The following is a 19,496-nucleotide window of genomic DNA, read 5'->3' as shown; positions in this document are numbered from 1 at the left end:
TCCGACCCCGGCCGGGCGGACCGCACCCGGCCCGTCCGGCGCTCCGGGGCGGGGCGTCCCGCGCCCCGCCGGTTCAGGGCGCTCCGGGCGTCGCCGCGTACTCCGCGAGGGTGCGGCCGACGTCGCGGATGGCGTGGACCGCCGCCCGTTCGGTGCTCTCGCCGAGGGCCGTGTCCCAGTGCGCCACGATCGCGTACGCGACCCTGCGCGCGCCGATGAAGACGCCGGTGTCGGCACGGACCCCGGGGTCCGTGCCGGTCTTGTTGGCGACCAGCAGGACGCCGGGCGGCGGGACCGGGAAGTCCTCGGTGTAGGGGTCGTGGACGGCGAGTGCCGGGGCCAGGCCGTGGTCGGTGTTGGCCCGCATCCAGCCGAGGAGCAGCCGGGACGCCCCCGGTGTGACCAGGGTGCCGCGGGCCGTGTGCGCGGCGAGTTCGGCGAGCGCGCGGGCGGTGCCGGTGGCGAAGACCGGCGGGTCACCGGGACCCCGGTGGTCGCGGACCCGGTCGTGGACGGTCAGTTCGCCGAGGGCGAGCCGCCGGGCGAGGCGGCCGGTCGACTCGGTCCCCACCAGCCGCAGCAGTGCGTTGGTCGCGGTGTTGTCGCTGACGGCGGCGGTCAGCAGGGCCAGGTCCCCGAGGGTCCAGCCGGTGCGGCCGAGCCGGACCAGGAGGCCCGTGCCGTGGACGGGGTCGGCCGGGTCGAGTTCGACCGGCGCCGCCGGGTCGAGTTCACCGGCGTCGATCCGGCGGGCGACCTCGGCCAGCAGCAGCAGCTTGGCGGTGGAGGCGACCGGCAGGACGACGGTGTCGTCGACGCCGATGGCGCGGCCGTCGTCCACGTCGATCGCGGCGACGCCGAGGACGAACGGCAGCGCGGCGGCGCTGCGGGCGGCCGCGGCCACTCGGGCCAGTGTCACGGCACCCTCACCACCTCTCCGGCGCGCACCCCGGTGGGCCGGCCGTCGCGGACGGCGACCCGCCCCGCGACCACGACCGCGGCGACGCCGTCGGGCGCGAGCAGCGGACGGTCGAAGGTGGCGTTGTCCCGTACGGTATCGGGGTCGAGGACGACGAGATCGGCCCGGGCCCCGTCGTGGACGGTGCCGCGTCCGGTGAGCCCGAATCGCCGCGCGGGCACTCCGGTCATCTTGTGGACGGCGCTCTCCAGGGTGAGGAGTCCCTCGTCGCGCCCGTAGTGGCCGAGGATCCGGGCGAAGCTGCCCGCCCAGCGGGGGTGCGGGCGCCCCGGTTTGGGCACCCCGTCGGAGCCGATCATGGACAGGGGGCTGGCGATCACCCGGCGTACGTCGTCCTCGCGCATGGAGTGGCTGATGATGGTGACCCCGCCCGCTTCGGCGAGCAGCAGATCGCAGACGTACTCCACCGGATCGGTGCCCGCCTCGGCGGCGAGGTCGGCGATCCGCCGTCCTTCGGCGGCCGGGTGGCGGGGGGCGGCGGCGACGGAGACGAGGTCCCAGCCGCCGTTGCCGACGGTGTTCTCCCAGCCGTCGACGCCCCGGGCGATGGAGGTACGGATCCGGTCGCGGACCGCCGGGTCGGGGAGCCGGGCGAGCAGGGCTCCGATGCCGCCCTCGTTGGCCCAGGGCGGCAGCAGGGCGTGGAGTACCGTACTGCCCGCCGTGTAGGGGTAGACGTCGCACAGGACGTCCACGCCCTCCGCCCGGGCGCGTTCCAGCATCGGCAGGGTCCGCAGGGTGGCGCCCCAGGCGTGGCGTCCGGCGGTCTTGTGGTGGGAGATCTGGAGCGGCGCGCCGGACTCGCGGGCGATCTCCAGGGCCTCTTCGACGGCGGTCTCCACCTGGGACATCTCGTCCCGCAGATGGGTCACATACGGTTTGCCGTGCCGGGCGGCCACCTCGGCGAGTGCGATGAGTTCGCCGGTGCCGGCGTAGCCGCCGGGCGGGTAGATCAGTCCGGTGGAGAGCCCGGCGGCGCCCTGGGCCAGACAGCGGTCGAGCAGGGCGCACATGGCGCGCAGTTCGCCGGGGGCGGGGGGACGGTCGTCGAAGCCCATCACTCCGGCGCGGAGGGTGCCGTGGCCCACCAGGGACGCGATATGGGTACGGCGCAGGGCCGGGTCCTGGCCCGCGGCGAAGCCGTCGAAGTCCTCGGCGGGCGGTACGGCTCCGATGCCGAAGACGACCCGGGTGTGCTCGGCGAGGGCGGGCAGCCGTTCGGGCCGGGCGGGGAAGAGTCCGCTGCCGCAGTTGCCCGCGATCTCGGTGGTGACGCCCTGGAGCAGCGGGGCGAGCCGGAGGGCTTCGAGGGCGTCGTCGCCGTCTCCCCCTCCTTCGGCCCGGTCCGCCGGGCGGGCGGCCAGGGCGTCGGAGTGGGTGTGGACGTCGATGAAGCCGGGGGTGACGATCCGTCCGGCCGCGTCGATCACCTCGGCCGCCTCGGGGCGGGTGCCCGGCGGCAGTACGGCGATCCGGCCGCCGGTGATCCCGATGTCGGCGGCCCGGCGCGGGGCGCCGGTCCCGTCGACCAGGGTGCCGCCTCGGAGCAGTACGTCGTAGGGGGGCCGTGGGGCGGCCGTGGGAGCCGCCATCACAGCACCGTCGACAGGAAGGCGCGGGTGCGCTCGTGCCGGGGGTCGCCGAAGAGCTGCTCCGGGGGTCCTTCTTCTACGGTGGCGCCCCGGTCGAGGAAGAGGACGCGGTCGGCGATCTCCCGGGCGAAGCCCATCTCGTGGGTGACCACGATCATCGTCATTCCGCTCCGGGCCAGGTCGCGCATGGCGGCCAGGACCTCGCCGACGAGTTCGGGGTCGAGGGCGGAGGTGGGTTCGTCGAAGAGCATCAGGGCCGGTTCCATGGCGAGGGCGCGGGCGATCGCGACCCGTTGCTGCTGGCCGCCGGATAGCTGGGCCGGGTAGTGGCCGGCGCGGTCGGCCAGACCGACCCGGTCGAGGAGTTCCCGGGCCTGCCGTTCGGCTTCGGCGCGGGGGCGGCGTTTGACGGCGACGGGCCCTTCCATCACGTTCTGGAGGGCGGTGCGGTGGGGAAAGAGGTGGAACCGCTGGAAGACCATGCCGATGCGTTCCCGCTGGCGGCGGATGTCCTTGGGGCGCCGCTCCCGCAGTACGGTCCCGGAGGTGCCGTGCTGTTCGTAGCCGACGAGTTCGCCGTCGACCCGGACCCGGCCCGCGTCGATCTTCTCCAGATGGTTGAAGCACCGCAGCAGGGTGGACTTGCCGGAGCCGGAGGGGCCGATGACGCAGACCACCTCGCCCCGGGCGACGTCGAGGTCGACGCCTCGGAGCACCTCGGTGTCGCCGAACCGTTTCCGGATGCCCCGGGCTTCGAGGACGATGTCGTTCACGCGGCGGCTCCCTTGCCGGTACGGCCGGGTACGAGGTTGGCCAGGACCCGGCGGCGTACCGGGACGGCGGCGGGGTTGTAGCGCCGTTCCACGAAGTGCTGGAGGACGCTGGCGACGGTGGTGAGGACGAGGTACCAGATCGACGCCACCATCAGCAGGGCGATGACCTCGAAGTTGGCGAGGTAGAGATGCTGGGAGACGGTCATGAGATCGGATCCGGCGATCACCGAGACCAGGGACGTGGTCTTGAGCATGGAGATGAACTGGTTGCCGAACGGCGGGATGATCACCCGCATCGCCTGCGGCAGGACGACCCGGGTGAGGACCTGCCGGTTCGACATGCCGATGGACTCGCCCGCCTCGCGCTGTCCGGGGTCGACACTCTGGATCCCGGCCCGGACGATCTCCGCCATATAGGCGCCCTCGTTGATGGAGAGCCCGAGCAGGGCCGCGACGAAGCCGGTGATGACCGCGTTGGTCTGCCACTCGACGAGCTTGGGGCCGTCGAAGGGGATCCCGATGCCGATCACCGGGAAGAGGAGCGCCAGATTGAACCAGAAGATCAGCTGGACCAGGAGCGGGGTGCCCCGGAAGAACCAGGTGTAGGCGCTGGCGATGACCCGGAGTACGGGGCTCTCGGAGAGCTGCATCACCGCGACGAGCACCCCGATGGCGATCCCGACGGCCATCGAGACCAGGGTGAGCTGGACAGTCACCCAGAGGCCCTTGAGAATCCGCTGGTCGAACTGGTAGTCGACGACGATGTCCCAGTGGAGGTTGGGGTTGACGACGACGGTGTACGCCAGCCAGACCGCGAAGAAGACGGCGGCGGCGACGGCCAGCCAGCGCCCGGGCCTGGGCCGGGCGGACACCTTCAGGGCGAGGGCGTCGCCGTCGGCGGGGCCGGTGTCCGTGCCGGGATCCGCCACCGGGGACGCGGGAGCCGCGGCCGGTCCGGAGCCGGTCATTGCAGAATCGTTTTTTCGGAGCTGGGTCATGGTGTTCTCCCGCTCAGGCGCCGTCGTTGACGGTGGCCTTCGGGACGGCGCTGCCGCCGACGCCGTAGGAGTCGAGGATCTTCCGGTAGCCGCCGTCGTCGATCAGCCCCTGGAGGGCCTTCTGGACGGCGTCGCGCAGTCCGGAGTCGTCCTTGGCGACGGCGATGCCCCAGGGAGCGGAGCCGTACTGCGTCGGCAGGGCCTCGTAGACCCCCTTCTCCTTCACGAACATCGCGGCGACCGGATAGTCCACGATGGTGGCCACGGCCCGGCCGCTGTCGAGCTGGAGCAGCCCCGTCGGCGCGTCCTCGCTCTGCGAGATCCTCATCTTCTCGGCGCACTCGGCGTTCTGCTTCTGGCCGATCGCGAGGTTGGAGCTGCCCTTGGCGAGGACGACGGCCTTGCCGCAGAGGTCCTCCAAGGAGGTGATCCCCTCCGGGTTCCCCTTCTTGGTCATCACCACGCCCCCGGTCCGGAAGTAGTCGACGAAGTCGACGGCCTTGCGCCGCTCGGGGCTGTCGGTCATCGAGGACATCACCAGATCGAACCGGCCCGACTGGAGTCCGGGGATCAGCCCGTCGAAGGCGGCGTTGGTGAGTTCGAGCTTCAGGCCGAGCCGGTCGGCGACGGCCCGGGCCAGATCGGGATCGACCCCGGTCAGCTCGGTCGTCCCCGGCTTGTACATCTCCATGGGCGGATAGCCGACGGCGGTGGCGACCCGCAGTACGCCCTTCTTCCGGATGTCCGCCGGGACCAGTTCGGCGGCGCTCCTGCCCGAGGCGGCGGGGTCCGCGGCGGAGCTGCCGCCGCCCTGTTCGGAGCGTCCGCAGGAGACGGTCAGCAGGGCGACCAGCGCCAGGGCCGCGAGGGAGCGGGCGCGTCTCCGGTTTGCCATGGATCCTCCAGTTTTTCTCCACACGGGGTGACTTGCGCAGATGCTGGCAGTCGGCCGGGCGGAAACGGAAGATGATGACGTCATTCGCGGCTGAGCATCGATTTAGGTACGGCTCCGCTCCCCCGGCCGCGCACCCGGTGCCGCACCCCTGGCCTCGCACCTCGGACCGCCTCCGGGCACGCGACGGCACCCCGGCCGCCCGGCCGGGGTGCCGTACCGCCCCCGCTCAGGGAGTGAACTTCACCGACATGAAGACGGCGTCGGCGACCCACTGTCCGGGTTCCAGCTCCTCGGCCGTGGCGTTGCGGCAGTTCTTCTCCGCGTAGAGGACCGCCCGGCGGTCGGTGTTGTTGTCGACCCGCCCCTGCGCGCCGCGGCCCACCGGGTAGCACCGGCTCTCCGACGGGTCGGTCAGGGTGTGCGCCACATTGCCCGGCTGGGTGTGGTAGACGAAGGTGCCGGTGGCGGCGGACGCGCCGGTCGTCGTTCCGAGGACCAGCGCCCCCGCCGCCGCGAGGACCGCCACCGTCCGCCCTGTCGCTCTTGCCATGTATCCCCTTCCCGGGACCTCGGAGCGTTTTCCACGCCTTGTCCCGTACGTCCTTCCCGGCGGACGGGCGGCCCCATACCGTCGGCGGGGGTGTGTGACAGCCCCGTTACGGAGCCCCGGTGCCCGCCGCGCGGGTTCGGGTCACACCGGGTCGCCTCAGGATGTCCGCGGCCCGGGCCCCGCGCCCCGGGCCGTTCGCCGCGCACCCGCCCATACGGCCAGTCCGAGGAAGCTGAAGACGGCGCCCGCCGCGCAGACGGCACCCCATCCGGCGACCGCGTGGAGGGACGTCGCGGTGAGGGCGCCGGTGGCGCTGCCGATCGCGTAGCAGATCATGTAGCCGCCGATGAGCCGGCTGCCCGCGTCCGGCCGGAGCGCGTAGATCACGGTCTGGTTGGTGACATGGACCGCCTGGACGGCGAGATCGAGCAGGATCACCCCGGCGGCCAGCGCCCACAGGCTGTCGGGGGTGAACGCCAGGGGCAGCCAGGAGAGGAGCAGCAGGGCGAGACCGGTGCCGGTGGTCGCTCCGGCGTAACCCCGGTCGGCCAGCCGTCCCGCCGCGGTCGCGGCGAGGGCGCCCGCGGCCCCGATCAGGCCCAGCGCCCCGATGGCGGTGTGCGAGAACTGATACGGGGGCTCGCTGAGCGGCAGCGCGACCCCGCTCCACAGGGTGCTGAAGGCGGCGAAGACCAGCAGCCCGTAGAGGGCCCGGAGCCGGAACAGCGGTTCCCGGGCGAAGAGGGTGACCGTGGAACGCAGCAGGCGGCCGTAGCCCGGTGCCGCCGCCGGGGCGCCCCGGTCGCGTGGCACCGCGCGGTACAGGACCAGGGCGAGCAGCGCTGTCAGGGCCGCCGATACGAGATAGACGGCGCGCCAGCCCGCGAGATCGGCGACGAGACCCGAGACGGTTCTGGCGAGCAGGATTCCGATGACGACACCGCTGGTGACCAGGCCGACGACCCGGCCGCGTCCGGCGGGCGGGGCCAGGGAGGCGGCGAAGGCCACCAGGGTCTGGGTGACGACCGCGAGCAGTCCGGTCGCCGCCATGCCCGCGAGCAGGACCGCCGCCGTGGGGGCGGCGGCCACCGCGAGCAGCGCGGCCACGAGCAGGAGCAGTTGGGCGACGACGAGCCGGCGGCGGTCGACCAGATCGCCGAGCGGTACGAGGAGGAAGAGGCCCAGCCCGTATCCGGTGTGGGTGAGCGTGACGACGGCGCCGACGAGTGCCGGGCTCATGGCGAGATCCCGGCCCATGGTCACCAGGAGGGGCTGGGAGAAGTAGACATTGGCCACCGCGGCCCCGCAGGCGACGGCGAACAGGGCGACGAGCCCCCGGGGCGGACCGCCCGGCGTCCCGGCCCCTCGTATCGCCGCCTTCTCGTCGACGGACATCGGCATCCCCCCACCATCTGGTTTCATTTTGCTACCAATGGCGACCGTAGCGCCCACTGGTAGCATGTTGCAACCGACATGAGAGGGGTCGCCATGGTGGCCAGGACGCGCTTCGACGACAGTGACTGCCCCGTCGCCCGGTCGGTGGACGCCATCGGCGACTGGTGGTCCCTGCTGATCGTGCGGGACGCCTTCGACGGGAGCCGCCGTTTCGGCGAGTTCCAGCGCGGCCTCGGCGTGGCGAAGAACATCCTCACCGCCCGGCTGCGGGCCCTGGTCGCGGGCGGTGTCCTCGAAACCGTCCCGGCGTCCGACGGCAGCGCCTATCGCGAGTACGTGCTGACCGCCAAGGGCGAGGCGCTCTTCCCGGTCGTGGTGGCGCTGCGGCAGTGGGGCGAGCAGCACTTCTTCGAACCGGGCGAACCCCATTCGGAGCTGGTCGACCGCCGCCGGGAGCAGCCCCTGCGCGATCTGGAGGTACGGGCCTCGGACGGACGCCGGGTCACCCCCGGCGACACCACCGTACGGAAGGCCGGCCCCGCCGCCCCCGGGGGCGGCTGACGGACGACGGCCGCGCGGGTACGGTCACCGGCGGTCCGGCTTCCCGTCCGGGCCCTGCCGTCACGGGGACCGGCCGAACGCGAGCCGCAGCAGCCGCCGCCAGTCCACCGGCCGCGCGGGTACGGCGGCGGGCGCGCGGTCGCGCGGCACCAGGACCCGCAGCGCGCCGGGGCGGAGCGCGCAGACGACGGGGGTGGGCATCCGCAGCGCCTCGCCGTCCACGGCGACGGGGATCTCGGCCGCGTCGGCGGACACCTCCACCCGCCGGGCGGTCCGTACGGTCAGCGCCGTCGACTGGGAGCCCCGGACGGCCAGTTCGGCGGCCTGGGCCGCGCCCTCCACCCGGATCCCGAGGACGCCCAGCAGACCGGAGTCCAGCCGGGGTCTGCGGCCCGAACCGCCGAGTACGTCGGGCGAGGTGTACGGGTTGTTGCTGACGAGGACCGCCTGAAGGGACGACAGGTCCGTGTCGTCCGCCCGCGCGTCGAGCCGCCGGACGTCCGGGCCGACCAGCAGATCGGGCATGGCGGCGAGCGCCGTGCCCGTTTTGGCGTCGCGGTACTCGGGGCGCTGGACGACATCCGCGTAGACGCCGAAGGAGACCGTGTTGACGAACGGGCGGCCGTCGACCGTGCCGAGGTCGACGCGTACCTCCTCGCCGTCGGTCAGGGCGTCCAGGGCACGGCCGGGATCGGCGCGGTCGAGGCCCAGATCGAGGGCGAAGTGGTTGCGGGTTCCGGCCGGGATCACCAGAAACGGCAGATCGTGGTCGGCGGCCACGGCCGCGACCAGGGCCTGGGTGCCGTCACCGCCCGCCACGCCCAGCAGATCCGCTCCCCCGGCGACCGCCGTACGGGCCAGCCCGGCGACATCGGCCGGGGCCTCCGGGTCGAGCCGGATCACCCGCGCGCCCAGCCGCTCGGCCCGTTCGGCCAGCCCGAACTGGTCCACCTTTCCGCCCCCGGACCTCGGGTTCATGATCAGTACGGCGCGGCCGGGCCGGGCCGCCCGCCGTACCCGCCGTGCCCTCCGGGGGTACGACAGGCGCAGGGCCGCCCGGGCACAGCTCAGGGTCGCGGCCCAGCACACGGCCAGGAGCAGGGCCGTGAGCCAGAGCCCGGCGACGGTGAGCAGCGCCACGACGACGGCGGGCGCCGCGATCGCCACGGCCGCCCCGAGTACCCGGACGGGACCCCGGTAGGCCAGGAACCACCAGACGCCGACGGCACACCCGGCCACCGCGAGCGGCGCGGCCACCACGATCAGCAGCCCTGCCTCGCCCACCGCCGTCACCAGCACCGCCAGCACGCCCGCCGCCGCCAGCAGGGCGAGCCGGGCGAGCAGCCGGGAGGCCGTACCGCCGCGCCCGGCGGCCGTGGCTTCGCCGTACGGCTGGCCGCGCCCGGCCCGCGCACCGGCGTCCCGTTCGTCCTGCCCCATCCGTGTCTCGCCTCTCGCCGCGTCCGTCCCGCCAATCTGCCCGCCGCCGGGCCGGGGAGCACGCCGAGGGGGCTGCGCGGGTGAGGGACCTCCGGGCCCTACGGCTGTCGGCGGGTCGGCGGTATCGGGTCACGAGAGGGACATATCCGCCAGTACGTCGTCGATCAGGCGGCTGTTCCCGGCTCCGGTGTCGTCCGTGACGCCCAGCAGGAAAGCGGACCGGCTGTCGTCGACCGAGACGACGTTCAGCCGGAGGTGGAGTTTTCCGCAGTCGGTGCCGGTCACCTTCACCACCACCGTATGGGCCGGGCGGCCGTCCACCGTCGTCGCCTTCGACTCCTGGAGCGCGGAGCGCCCGTCGGGGCAGAAGAAACCGGCGTTCGAGGAGGCGGCCCGCTCGGTCTCCCGCCGGAGACCGGCTCCGGGCACGGCTTCGGCCCGGCCCGCGAACAGGGAGCCCCCCTCGCCGCCCTCGCCCCCGGCGGTTCCGTCAGCGGTTCCGGCGCCGTCGGATTCCTCGGAGCCCCGGCCGACGACCGCCGAGGTGAAGGCTTCGATCAGCCCCTTCCGCTCCGCGCGCCAGCCCTCGGGGATCGCGTAGGAGATCCCGGCCTTCTCGTCCTCGACCCGGGGCCGGTCGGCGAGCGGGGAACCGTCGTCGCGGGTGAGCCACCAGACGGCCGTCCCGGCGCTGAGCACGCACAGCGCGACCGTGATCACGGCGATCCGGCTCCGGCGGTTCCGGGACCGCGCGGGCGGTCCGGCGGCGCCCGGCGGGGACAGCGGGGGCGGCGGATACGGCGGCGGACCCGGATGCGATGGCGTCGGCATATCCGTCAGCCTTCCGGGCGCGCCCGCCCGGGTCCTGAGCACCGCTACTCAGACGGATACTCAGCTCCACCGGAGAGCTTCGGCAACGTCCGGCACGGGCCGTGCGGCTCTCCGACCGGCGGGATTGTACCGGAAACCGGTCCGCCGCCCACCCTCCGAAAACGGTCTTGTCCGCCCGGAAGGCGGTCTGAAAATCTGCGCCACATGCGACAGTTGAGATCACTGACGAGCAATCCCCGGAGACCGGGATCCCACCGCCGACGGCGTCTGACGGTCGGTCTGGCCACGGCTCTGGTACTCACCGGGCTCGCGGTACCGGTGCGGGCCGATCCGGCTCCCCCGGCATCCGAGCCGTCCGAGAGCCGTATACACGACCCTCGGTCCGCCGAGAGCCCGCTGCGCGCCTCGGGCACCCGGGCCTGGTCCGCGCCGGGCGGAGTCGCGGACCCGGCCGACCACACTCTGGTGGCGGGTGCGATGAACACCGAGACGGCCACCCGGGTCACCCGGCTGGAGTCGGTCCTGCCCAAGCGGACCCTGACGAACGCCATCGGGTCGGCGGACCGTACCGCCCAGCCCGGCTGTGCCCGCGACCCGTTCGGCCCGACGGCTCCCCAGCCCCAGGTCAAGTACTGTCTGGACGACGTCGACTCGGTCGACAAGGAGTGGGTCCCCCAGGGCGTGTCCGGAGTCTCGGACGCCAAGCTCAACGAGTCCTGGGGGAACGCCGGGGGCGACATCCAGCTCTTCACCTCGTACGACACCGAGGACCCGGGCCGCAACAACGACAACGACAACACCACGGCCGACTGCACGGCGACCGAGCTGGCGGCCGACGACGCGTGCAATCAGAAGGGCGTACGCGTCACCTTCGTGAAGACCCTCAGGGATCCCGTCACCCAGGCCGTCACCGAGGTCAAGTACCAGCACGCCCTGCTGGCCTGGACCACCGTGAGCGCGGGCAGGATCTCGTACTACGGGGTGGCCTCGGACGACGCGCCGATCCAGGAGGGCCTGCACGCCGGTGGCATCGTCTGGTACGGCGACTACCTCTACGTCGCCGACACCCGTAACGGCATCCGGGTCTTCGACGTCCAGAAGATCCTGGATCTGGACCCCGACGGGAACCCGGCCACCCGTGACGCCATGGGCGCGGACACCGACGGCGTACCGACCACCGCCGATGTGCGGGACAAGACCAAGGTCGGGCGGCACGGCAACGTCTGGTACAGCTACGGCTACCGGTATGTGATCCCGCAGGTGGCGGCCTGGAAGTTCAAGGCTCCCCAGACCAATCCGCAGCCCGAGGTCTCGCAAGCCTGTGTCGCCACCGGAGCGCCCAAGGCGTCGTATCTCACGCTCGACCGCTCCACCGTCCCCGACCAGCTGATCATGGGTGAGTACTGCCGTCCCACCGCGGCCCTCCCCTCGCCCGGGCGGATCGCCTCCTATCCGGTGGCGGACCTGGCCCTGCGGACCGGGGAAGTCCCCGCCCGGAGCTGGAGCAACTACCTCCCGGTCCCCGGGGGCCAGGTCCAGGGAGTGGCGGCGATCGAGCAGTCGAACAAGCTTTACATCAATGTCAGCCAGGGCAGGTCCAACCCCGGCCGTCTCTACCGGGCCCAGTGGAATACCAACGGCACCCTCTCCACCATCGGCTCACCCGTCCTGACCGCGGTCGGTACGGAAGCCCTCACGATCGAGCGCGGCAAGAATCGGCTCTGGTCCGTCTCGGAGTACTCACCGCTGACGACCGGCTGTACCCCGATCTGCCAGCGGGTGCTCTACGCACACGATCTGACCTGGCTCGACAGCCGGCCCTGAGACATCGGCACGGAGCGATCCCGGTGGGGCCGGGCTGATTTCCGGCCACCCCGTCCCACCGGCGGCAGCACTCCCCCGGCGGGCGGAATCGGAGACGTTTCCGGGCAGTACCGGATCTGTGCGGCGGTCCCCCCGGGCCCCGTCCCCGTGACATGTACAGAGTGATCGTCGGGGGGTGGTGATGCCCTTAGCACCCGGTGACAGCTTTGTTGTGCCTGCGTGCCATCACGGAGGCGGGGGGAACCCGCGGCCCGGTCCCGGCACTCCGGGACCGGGCGGTGTCAGGCGGCAGCCCCCTCCGTCCGGCAGTCGCTGGGAGGCCGGCCGAACCGGGCCCGGTAGGCGCGGGTGAACTCCGCCGGGCGCGGGAAGCCGCAGGAGACCGCGATCTCCCGGATCGGGACGGCCCGCAGGGCCGGGTCGGCCAGCGCCAGCCGGGCCCGCTCCAGCCGGGCTTCGCGGATCTGGGCCGCGACGGTGACCCCGGTGGTCCGGAAGAGCCGGTGCAGGGTGCGCAGGGAGATGTGGTGCGCCTCGGCGATCGAGGACGGGGTGAGGTCCGGGTCGGCCAGATTCCTTTCGATGAAGCCCCGAATCCGGAACAACAAGGCGTTCGGAAGAGCGTCGGGCGGCAGCTCCACGGCGGCGGCCCGGGCCAGGTAACTGGTGGTCAGATCGACGACGGTACGGCCGAGTACGGGGGCGTTGACGGGGTCGCTGACCGACGGGTCGTCGGATATCCGTGCCACCATGTCCCGCAGCAGGGCGCCGAGTCCGGTACCGGCGGGCAGCCGGGTGGCCAGCAGCCGGTCCAGTCGCGCGGACGGCACCGGAAGGGACGCCCGGGGAAGGATCAGCTCCACCATTTGGGTCGGCCGCCCCGGCGCGAGCCTGCCCTCGTGTGCGTGGGACATGCTGTAGAACAGCGTCTCCCCGGGTTCCGCGGTGCCTTGGGTTCTGTGTTGCTGGACGGCGGCCCCGCCTGCCCGGATGAAGGACAGGAAGTACAGCTCGGGGTCCGATTGACGAATGTGGCGGCACGTTCTCCGGGTCCGGACGGGTGTGCTGTGCAACTCCGAGACCGTGACCGGGCCGAGGTTCAGCAGCCGGTGGGTGGCGCGGAAGTCGTCGTTTCCGTCGGTCCAGATGTCGACGGGCGCGTGGCTTGAATGAACCAGGGTCCGCCAGGAGTCGAATCTCTCCCGGACGGGAACCGCCTCGCCTCTGAACACGGTTAACCGCATGACTGAGTCTCCCCCTCATACTGCGCCCCTTGCCTCGCGGCCGGTCAAACCGCGACAAGGGGGGCATGGTCATGATCATTGTAAGTCGGCCGGGCTTATCACGGCCGGCGAGGATCAGCCCGTGCCACTGGTCGGCCGGATCCCGCCGTGCGGCGGCAGGGGAAGGGGGCCGGGCAGCGCGACAAGGGCCCGCACCGGCTCACCGGTACGGGCCCTCCACCCGATGACGCGCCCCGCCGGGCGTCAGGCCGCCGGGGTGTTCACCGCCGTGTTCTGTCCGGCCACGATCTTCCAGCCGTCGGGGCGTTCGGCGATCACATAGAGCGCCGAGCCCCACGGACCGCCGGCGGGACCGCCCACGGCGTCGGTGGGAGTCTGGACCACGTTGACGGCGACGACCCCGGGCGCGACCTCCAGGACTTTGACGATGTCGTAGCGGGCGTAGGAGTCGCTGAGAAAACCCTTGAGAGCGGGGGCGCTGAATTCGGTGACGGCCTTCCGGCCGTCCAGCCGGGCGCCCATGGCATTGGTCCAGGACGCGTCGGTGGAGAACTGTTCGCCCAGTGCGACCGGGTCTTTGGTGTTGAACGCCCCCTCCAGCGCCTTCACCACCGCGGACACCGCCTCCCGGGTTCGCCGCGGCACCGTTCCCACCACGAGGACCTCATCGCTCATGATCGCTCCCTCCGGTTCCGGACCACGCGGGTCCGGGGCGACGGGCATCGCCGCCGACCACCATGCGACAACCTCGACCAAGGTTGAGGTCAATCGCGTTTCCGGACGGCGGGGTTGACCCACTCCGTCGGCAGGACCGGTCCACGGCGCCCGGGGTCAGGTCGCCGCGATGGACTCCAGGGACTCGGGGAGGGTCTGCCCGCCGTCGACGGTGAGGGTCTGGCCGGTGATGAACGCGGCCTCGTCGGAGGCGAGGAAGAGCACCGCGTGCGCGATATCCGCGGTCTCGCCGATCCGGCCGACGGGGATCGCGGCGGTCATCCGGGCCAGATAGTCCTTCCCCAGACCGTCCAGGCCCTCGGTCCGCACATTGCCGGGGAGTACGGCGTTGACCGTGATCCCGGCGGGTGCCAGCTCCAGCGCCGCGCTCCGCAGGAAACCGAGCTGCCCGGCCTTGCTCGCCCCGTAGTGGGACCAGCCGGGGTACCCGGTGAGGGGGCCGGTGATGGAGGAGGTCAGCACGATCCGGCCGTGCCCGGCGCGTTCGATCGCGGGCAGGAACGCCTTCGTCACCAGGATCGAGCCGCGCAGATTCACGGTGAGGACGTCGTCCACATCGGCGGCCGTCATCTCCCGCAGCGGCTTCCCGGGGAAGATCCCGGCATTGGCACAGACCACGTCCACATGTCCGTGCCGCCGTTCGGCCTCCGCCGCGACCGTCTCGATCGCGTCCGGGTCCCGCAGGTCCAGGCCGAACCCGGTGACCCGGCCGCCGGTGGCGGCGGCGAGTTCACCGGCGGCCCGGCGGGCGCCGGTCTCGTCCCGGCCGGTGATCGCGACGGCCGCGCCCCGGGCCGCGAACAGCTCGGCGATCCCCCGTCCGATACCTCGGGTCGCACCCGTCACCACCACGGACCGCTTGCCCCAGTCGGTTCCCGTCATCCCGCTCCCACACTCCCGCTCGTGTCGTCCCCGGGCCCGCCACTACGAACCCGGTCGTGATCATTACGGTAGGGGCCGCGCGCCCCGCACCGGCCGCGTACCGTCCGCACCGGCCGCAAACCCCCTCTTTCCAGCCATTGGTCCTCGGGTGGCGCTCCTCACACGGAGTCCGGAGGCATGAGGGCCTCGGGCGGGCGGCTGTCCCGCCGGCGGGACGGCAAGCCCGGTGGCGGTCCGCCGTCCCGGCACCCCGGCCCTCTTGAACCGCCGTGGCACCGACCCGAACGTGGGCGGTGTCGCCACGACGGCGGAGGCGCTCGGAGCGAGGGGGAAGCGGCATGGGGCAGACCGGCACGGACACGGATGTGGTGATCGCGGGCGCCGGGCCGACGGGACTGATGCTCGCCTGCGAGCTACGGCTGGCGGGCGCCGATGTGACGGTGGCCGAGCGGCTTTCCCGGCGGTCGGACGAGACCAGAGCCGGGGGGCTGCACTCGCGCACGCTGGAGGTGCTGGACCAGCGCGGCGTCCTGGACCGCTTCCTGGCGGCCGGGGAGCTCCAGCCGGTCGGCCATTTCTCCGGTCTCTATCTGGAGTTCGACCCGTCCGAGTCCCGGCATCCCTATCCGCTGATGATCCTTCAGCCCGCCGTCGAGCGGCTGCTGGAGGAGTGGGCGGTGGAGCTGGGCGTACGGATCCACCGCTCGGCCGGGGTGAGCCGGATCGACCAGGACGCGAACGGGGTCACGGTCGGACTCGACCCGGCCGGTACGGCTCCGGCCGCGCTGCGCGCCCGCTATCTGGTGGGCTGCGACGGCGGGCGCAGTACGGTCCGGAAGCTGGCGGGAATCGGCTTCCCCGGCACTCCGGCCACGATGACGGCGCTGATCGGCGACGTCGAACTCCCCGGCCTGCCCGAGGAGTACATCTGGGGGCGGCGGGTGGCGGGCGGGAACTTCTCGGCGATCGCCTTCGAGCCCGGCTGGCACCGGGTGATCACCTCGGAGTACGACCGGGTCGCGGACGGCACCGCACCCGTGACGTTCGAACAGCTCCGGCAGTCGCTGACCAGGCTCGCGGGTACCGATTACGGGATGCGTGCCCCCCGGTGGGTGTCCCGGTTCAACGACGCCGCGCGGCAGGCCGACCGGTACCGGGCGGGCCGGGTGCTGCTCGCGGGCGACGCGGCCCATATCCACTTCCCGGCGGGCGGCCAGGGGCTGAACCTGGGAGTGCAGGACGCGGTCAACCTCGGCTGGAAGCTCGGTGCCGTGATCCGGGGTCGGGCGCCGGAGAGCCTGCTGGACAGCTATCACACCGAGCGGCACCCCGTCGCGGAGGCCGTACTCCGCAACACCCGGGCCCAGTCGGCCCTGGGGCGCCCCGACCCCCAGACGGAGGCGCTGCGCGACGTCTTCGCCTCGATCATGGTCTACGACGACGTCAACCGGTACCTCCGGAATATGCTCACGGCCCTCGACATCCGCTATCCGGCAGGCGGCGGCCATGCCCTGACGGGCCGCCGGGTACCCGACGCCGGGCTCAAGACACCGGACGGCACCACCCGGGTGTACGAGCTGCTGGCCGCCGCCCGCCCCGTACTGCTGGAACTGCGTCCCGGCGCCGGGACGGCGGCGGCCGTCCGGGGCTGGGCCGACCGGGTCGACCTGGTCGAGGCGCGGAGTACGGACTCCGACTGGGCCGTGCCCGGCGTCGGCGGGATCCCCGCTCCCGCCGCTCTCCTCGTCCGCCCCGACGGCCATGTCGCCTGGGCCGCCGACGACGGCGACGGCGACGGGCCCGGCGGTCCGGCGCTCCGGGCCGCCCTCACCACCTGGTTCGGACCGGCCCTGCCGGACGCCGCGATCGGCCCGTCCCGGGGGCCCGGCCCGGACACCTTCTAGGGCGTGTCTGACGGATCAGGCTGGATCAGCGAGCGGGGTGCCGTGGATCGCAAGGCGGAGGAGGGAGTCCACGCGGTGGGGGTACGCCCCCTGGGCTCCGCCCGGGAGGTGCCCCCACCCGCGCCGCCAGGCGCAGGGGGCCGTAGGCGACCGACGACAACGCGGCGTGGGGGTACCTCCCGGGCCGCCGGGCCCAGGGGGAGCGGTGCCAGGGCCGCGAGCCCGGCAAGATCCGTCAGACACGCCCTAGCGCCGCGCGGGGCGTCGCGGGCCGGTGAACCTTCCGGTCACAGCGCTAGGCTCGCGCCTCCTCCAGGACCTGCTCGGCAGCGTTGTCGAGGGTCGCCATGACCCACTGTTCGAAGTCGGTCCCGGTCTGCTCCGCGGCCTTGTGCCACCACTGGAGCCGGCTGTCGGGCACCGCGAGCCGGCGGGTCGGCTCGGCCGGGCGCTCGGTCTCCGCCGCCGGTTCGCGGCCGGTGTCGGCGGCGTCCTCACGGGCGAGCCGGATGGCCCCCCGCAGCTGCTTGGTGGTCCAGCCCAGCTGTTCGGCCCGGTCCAGCCACGCGTCCTGTTCCTCCACGGGCAGCGGGGCCAGTTCGGCGTGGTGCTGGAAGCTCAGGCCCGCCCGCCGCCGGACGACGTCGAACCGCCGGGACACCCAGGCGTAGTTCCGCAGGGTCTGGTACTGGAGTCCGGCCGCGCGGATTCCCCGCTCGTAACGATCGCTGTAGTGGTCCTTGCCGTACACGAGCCAGTCACCGAGCCACCAGGAAGAGGAGTTCACGAGTCCCGACAACCGGCGTCCGGCCCGCTCCCATTCCTCGAAGGCGAGCCCGGCGGGGATCTGGAGCCCCACATTGGTCGTGAGCACCCGGCCGTGCCGCTGCTCGCCGTCGACCGCGTGGTACGTACGCGGCGCCGGGTGCGGGCTTCTGCGGAACCGGGCGGGCTGCTCCCCCTCGGGGCCCCCGTTACGGTTGGTCACCATACCTCCAGGCGAATATGCAGCTCTTGGACAGGGGTATGACTCTCAGGACCGCGGAGTTGCGGCAGTGATATCGGGTCAGAACCCGGATGCGAACGCCGCGGCGATATCCGGACAATGACCGCCCAGCATATAAATGCCATATACACCGAACATATCGCCCCCTTCTCCGTCGAACCCGCACATCAGCATTCCCCCGTTCGCATCGCCCGCGATCCGATAGGTCGCCGAAGCCATTACCGGAAGCGTTGAGGCGGTACGGTTCAGGCCGACTTCCCAACCGAAGCGGCTCGTTCCGAACGCCTATCCGAGTAGACCGCGCGAACTCCTGCGGGGGCAAGGATCATGGTCAGGACCGTCACTACTTTTCGAGGTTTACCGGACGGGATCCCGGGACGCCTGCGGCGGAGGCACCGCTTACCCCGCACTTCGCGGCCCGGCCACCGGGACGGCCGGGACCCCGGCCCGTCGCCGCGCCCCGGACACGGCGAGCCTATGGAGCGACGGCCGGGTTCCGCTTAGCTTCTATCTCCATGGCAGCACGGGAAATCCCCACTTCCCGGTATCGACTCAGACCAACGGGGGCACGGAGTGTCAGATTTTAGCGCTTCCTTAACTGCCTTCTCCGCAGCGCTGTTCGGTAGCCTGCGAAGGGCCGACCAGCGAAGATGGGCGGAGTCCTACCTGCTCGGGTTACTCATCACCCAAGGGAAGAAGTCCGTTCGCCGCATGGCCGACACCGTCTCCGCCTCACCCACCGCCGCCCAGTCGATGCGTCAATTCATCTGTATCAGCCCCTGGGACTGGGGGCCGGTCATGCGGGAACTCACCCGCTGGGCGGAGGGACACGGTCCGGCGACCGCCTGGACGATCGGCCGCGCGGTGCTCCCCAAGCGGGGCGACCGGTCCGTCGGCGTACACCGCTACTTCGACCCGTTCTCCGGCCGGACCCTCAACTGCCAGCTCGGTATCGGCGCCTTCACCTGTATCGGCGGAACCCCGGTACCCGTCGACTGGCGGCTGCATCTGCCCACGCAGTGGACCGAGGATCCCCGGCAGCGCCGGCGCGTACGCATCCCCGACACCGTGCACTACCGCCCGCTGTGGATCCAGGCGCTCGAACTGGTCGACACCCTCGCGGCCCATGACGACATCACCCCCGCGCCCGTCGTGGCGGATCTGAGCGACAGCCCGGACGCGGGCCTGTTCCTCCGCGCGCTGGGCCGCCGGGGGTACGAGTTCGTCATCGCCGTACCACCGGCCCTGCGGGTCCGGCTCGCCGTCGAACGTCCCCCGGGAGCACCGGAGTTCGTGACGGCCAAGTCCCTGCTGTCCTCGTGCGGCACCCCCGACGACGTGCCGGTCACGACGGCGGACGGCCGCCGGGAGCGGGTCCGGGTCCAGTCGGCACTGGTCACTCCCCCGGGCGCGGGGACGACCCGGCTGCCGGAGCGCCCCCACCGCCTCTTCACCGAGCCGCGGCCGGACGGCCGCGCCGGCCCGCTGTGGATGACCAATCTCACCGCCCGGCCCCTGGGCGAGGTCGCGTCGCTCACCGGACTGCGGGCCGCCACCGCGGCCTCCGTCGACACCATGGCCCGCGAGTTCGGGCTGCTCGACTTCGAGGGCCGCTCCCTGCCCGGCTGGTACCACCACATGGCCCTGGTCTCCGCCGCGCACGCCTACCGGCGGCTCACCCCGCCGCCCGAGATCCGGCAGCGGCGCATCTACCACTCCGCGCGGCCGCCCAGGACCGCCGTCCGGGCGCCCCGCCAGTGGTCCGGCGTATCAGCACCGTGACGCCGCCGCGCCGGGCGCCGGGATCCGGCACCGGGGACCGCGGTGCCCGTGGTGGGTCGGGGGGGGCGGCGGGGGGCGGCGGGCGCGGCCGGGGCCCGCGAGGCG

The 19,496-nt window shown here is 72.7% G+C and carries 18 protein-coding genes; 4 read left to right on the top strand and 14 right to left on the bottom strand.

Annotation, left to right across the window (positions count from 1 at the left end; translation table 11 throughout):
• Nucleotides 1-73: 73 nt before the first annotated feature.
• From ABZ714_RS29530 to ABZ714_RS29500, 7 genes are all read right to left on the bottom strand, one after another.
• The gene (locus ABZ714_RS29530) at nucleotides 74-919 is read right to left on the bottom strand and encodes a serine hydrolase (protein ID WP_358828411.1); all 846 of its coding nucleotides are present in this window, start codon (nucleotides 917-919) and stop codon (nucleotides 74-76) included.
• Nucleotides 916-2,571 carry a D-aminoacylase gene (locus ABZ714_RS29525; RefSeq protein ID WP_358828410.1) on the bottom strand — a complete coding sequence of 552 codons (1,656 nt, stop codon included), beginning with the start codon at nucleotides 2,569-2,571 and terminating at the stop codon, nucleotides 916-918. Before ABZ714_RS29525 ends, ABZ714_RS29530 begins: the two co-directional genes overlap by 4 nt.
• The gene (locus tag ABZ714_RS29520; RefSeq protein WP_358828409.1) at nucleotides 2,571-3,344 is read right to left on the bottom strand and encodes an amino acid ABC transporter ATP-binding protein; all 774 of its coding nucleotides are present in this window, start codon (nucleotides 3,342-3,344) and stop codon (nucleotides 2,571-2,573) included. The genes ABZ714_RS29525 and ABZ714_RS29520 overlap by 1 nt, the downstream gene beginning before the upstream one ends.
• On the bottom strand, nucleotides 3,341-4,312 hold the full coding sequence (locus ABZ714_RS29515; protein WP_358828408.1) for an amino acid ABC transporter permease: 972 nt from the start codon (nucleotides 4,310-4,312) through the stop codon (nucleotides 3,341-3,343). The genes ABZ714_RS29520 and ABZ714_RS29515 overlap by 4 nt, the downstream gene beginning before the upstream one ends.
• Before the next feature lie 43 nt (nucleotides 4,313-4,355).
• The gene (locus tag ABZ714_RS29510; RefSeq protein ID WP_358828407.1) at nucleotides 4,356-5,237 is read right to left on the bottom strand and encodes an ABC transporter substrate-binding protein; all 882 of its coding nucleotides are present in this window, start codon (nucleotides 5,235-5,237) and stop codon (nucleotides 4,356-4,358) included.
• Nucleotides 5,238-5,463: 226 nt separating this feature from the next.
• Nucleotides 5,464-5,787 carry a hypothetical protein gene (locus tag ABZ714_RS29505; RefSeq protein WP_358828406.1) on the bottom strand — a complete coding sequence of 108 codons (324 nt, stop codon included), beginning with the start codon at nucleotides 5,785-5,787 and terminating at the stop codon, nucleotides 5,464-5,466.
• A gap of 156 nt (nucleotides 5,788-5,943) precedes the next feature.
• Complete coding sequence (locus ABZ714_RS29500) at nucleotides 5,944-7,182, bottom strand: MFS transporter (protein ID WP_358828430.1); 1,239 nt, start codon at nucleotides 7,180-7,182, stop codon at nucleotides 5,944-5,946.
• Nucleotides 7,183-7,275: 93 nt separating this feature from the next.
• Between ABZ714_RS29500 and ABZ714_RS29495 the strand changes: the two genes are divergently transcribed.
• Nucleotides 7,276-7,743 (top strand): helix-turn-helix domain-containing protein, encoded by a 468-nt coding sequence (locus ABZ714_RS29495; protein ID WP_358828405.1) that lies wholly within the window; start codon nucleotides 7,276-7,278, stop codon nucleotides 7,741-7,743.
• Nucleotides 7,744-7,803: 60 nt separating this feature from the next.
• Here ABZ714_RS29495 and ABZ714_RS29490 read toward each other — a convergent pair whose 3' ends face one another.
• Nucleotides 7,804-9,183 (bottom strand): diacylglycerol kinase family protein, encoded by a 1,380-nt coding sequence (locus tag ABZ714_RS29490; RefSeq protein WP_358828404.1) that lies wholly within the window; start codon nucleotides 9,181-9,183, stop codon nucleotides 7,804-7,806.
• A 129-nt stretch (nucleotides 9,184-9,312) separates the two neighbouring features.
• Nucleotides 9,313-10,014: a hypothetical protein gene (locus ABZ714_RS29485; RefSeq protein ID WP_358828403.1), complete on the bottom strand. Its 702-nt coding sequence runs from the start codon at nucleotides 10,012-10,014 to the stop codon at nucleotides 9,313-9,315.
• 477 nt (nucleotides 10,015-10,491) lie between these two features.
• Between ABZ714_RS29485 and ABZ714_RS29480 the strand changes: the two genes are divergently transcribed.
• Entirely contained in the window at nucleotides 10,492-11,838 is a 1,347-nt protein-coding gene (locus ABZ714_RS29480; RefSeq protein WP_358828402.1) for a hypothetical protein, read from the top strand.
• A 281-nt stretch (nucleotides 11,839-12,119) separates the two neighbouring features.
• On the opposite strand, the gene ABZ714_RS29475 is transcribed toward ABZ714_RS29480, so the two are convergent.
• From ABZ714_RS29475 to fabG, 3 genes are all read right to left on the bottom strand, one after another.
• Nucleotides 12,120-13,082: a helix-turn-helix domain-containing protein gene (locus ABZ714_RS29475; protein WP_358828401.1), complete on the bottom strand. Its 963-nt coding sequence runs from the start codon at nucleotides 13,080-13,082 to the stop codon at nucleotides 12,120-12,122.
• A 243-nt stretch (nucleotides 13,083-13,325) separates the two neighbouring features.
• Nucleotides 13,326-13,757 (bottom strand): SgcJ/EcaC family oxidoreductase, encoded by a 432-nt coding sequence (locus tag ABZ714_RS29470; protein WP_358828400.1) that lies wholly within the window; start codon nucleotides 13,755-13,757, stop codon nucleotides 13,326-13,328.
• 156 nt (nucleotides 13,758-13,913) lie between these two features.
• Entirely contained in the window at nucleotides 13,914-14,699 is a 786-nt protein-coding gene (gene fabG, locus ABZ714_RS29465) for a 3-oxoacyl-ACP reductase FabG (protein ID WP_358828399.1), read from the bottom strand.
• A gap of 338 nt (nucleotides 14,700-15,037) precedes the next feature.
• Here fabG and ABZ714_RS29460 point away from each other — a divergent pair, with 338 nt between their 5' ends.
• Nucleotides 15,038-16,603 (top strand): FAD-dependent monooxygenase, encoded by a 1,566-nt coding sequence (locus ABZ714_RS29460; protein WP_358828398.1) that lies wholly within the window; start codon nucleotides 15,038-15,040, stop codon nucleotides 16,601-16,603.
• Nucleotides 16,604-16,898: 295 nt separating this feature from the next.
• Here ABZ714_RS29460 and ABZ714_RS29455 read toward each other — a convergent pair whose 3' ends face one another.
• Nucleotides 16,899-17,594, bottom strand: coding sequence for an LmbU family transcriptional regulator (locus tag ABZ714_RS29455; RefSeq protein ID WP_358828397.1), 696 nt, complete (start codon nucleotides 17,592-17,594; stop codon nucleotides 16,899-16,901).
• 75 nt (nucleotides 17,595-17,669) lie between these two features.
• Nucleotides 17,670-17,828 carry a hypothetical protein gene (locus ABZ714_RS29450; RefSeq protein WP_358828396.1) on the bottom strand — a complete coding sequence of 53 codons (159 nt, stop codon included), beginning with the start codon at nucleotides 17,826-17,828 and terminating at the stop codon, nucleotides 17,670-17,672.
• A gap of 354 nt (nucleotides 17,829-18,182) precedes the next feature.
• Between ABZ714_RS29450 and ABZ714_RS29445 the strand changes: the two genes are divergently transcribed.
• Nucleotides 18,183-19,391: a transposase gene (locus ABZ714_RS29445; RefSeq protein ID WP_358828395.1), complete on the top strand. Its 1,209-nt coding sequence runs from the start codon at nucleotides 18,183-18,185 to the stop codon at nucleotides 19,389-19,391.
• Nucleotides 19,392-19,496 lie beyond the last annotated feature (105 nt).

Origin of the sequence: Streptomyces sp. NPDC006798 (assembly GCF_040635975.1) — a bacterium.
Classification (GTDB): domain Bacteria; phylum Actinomycetota; class Actinomycetes; order Streptomycetales; family Streptomycetaceae; genus Streptomyces.
Note: the sequence above shows the minus strand (reverse complement) of the source record. Positions and strands in the feature narration are given on the sequence as shown.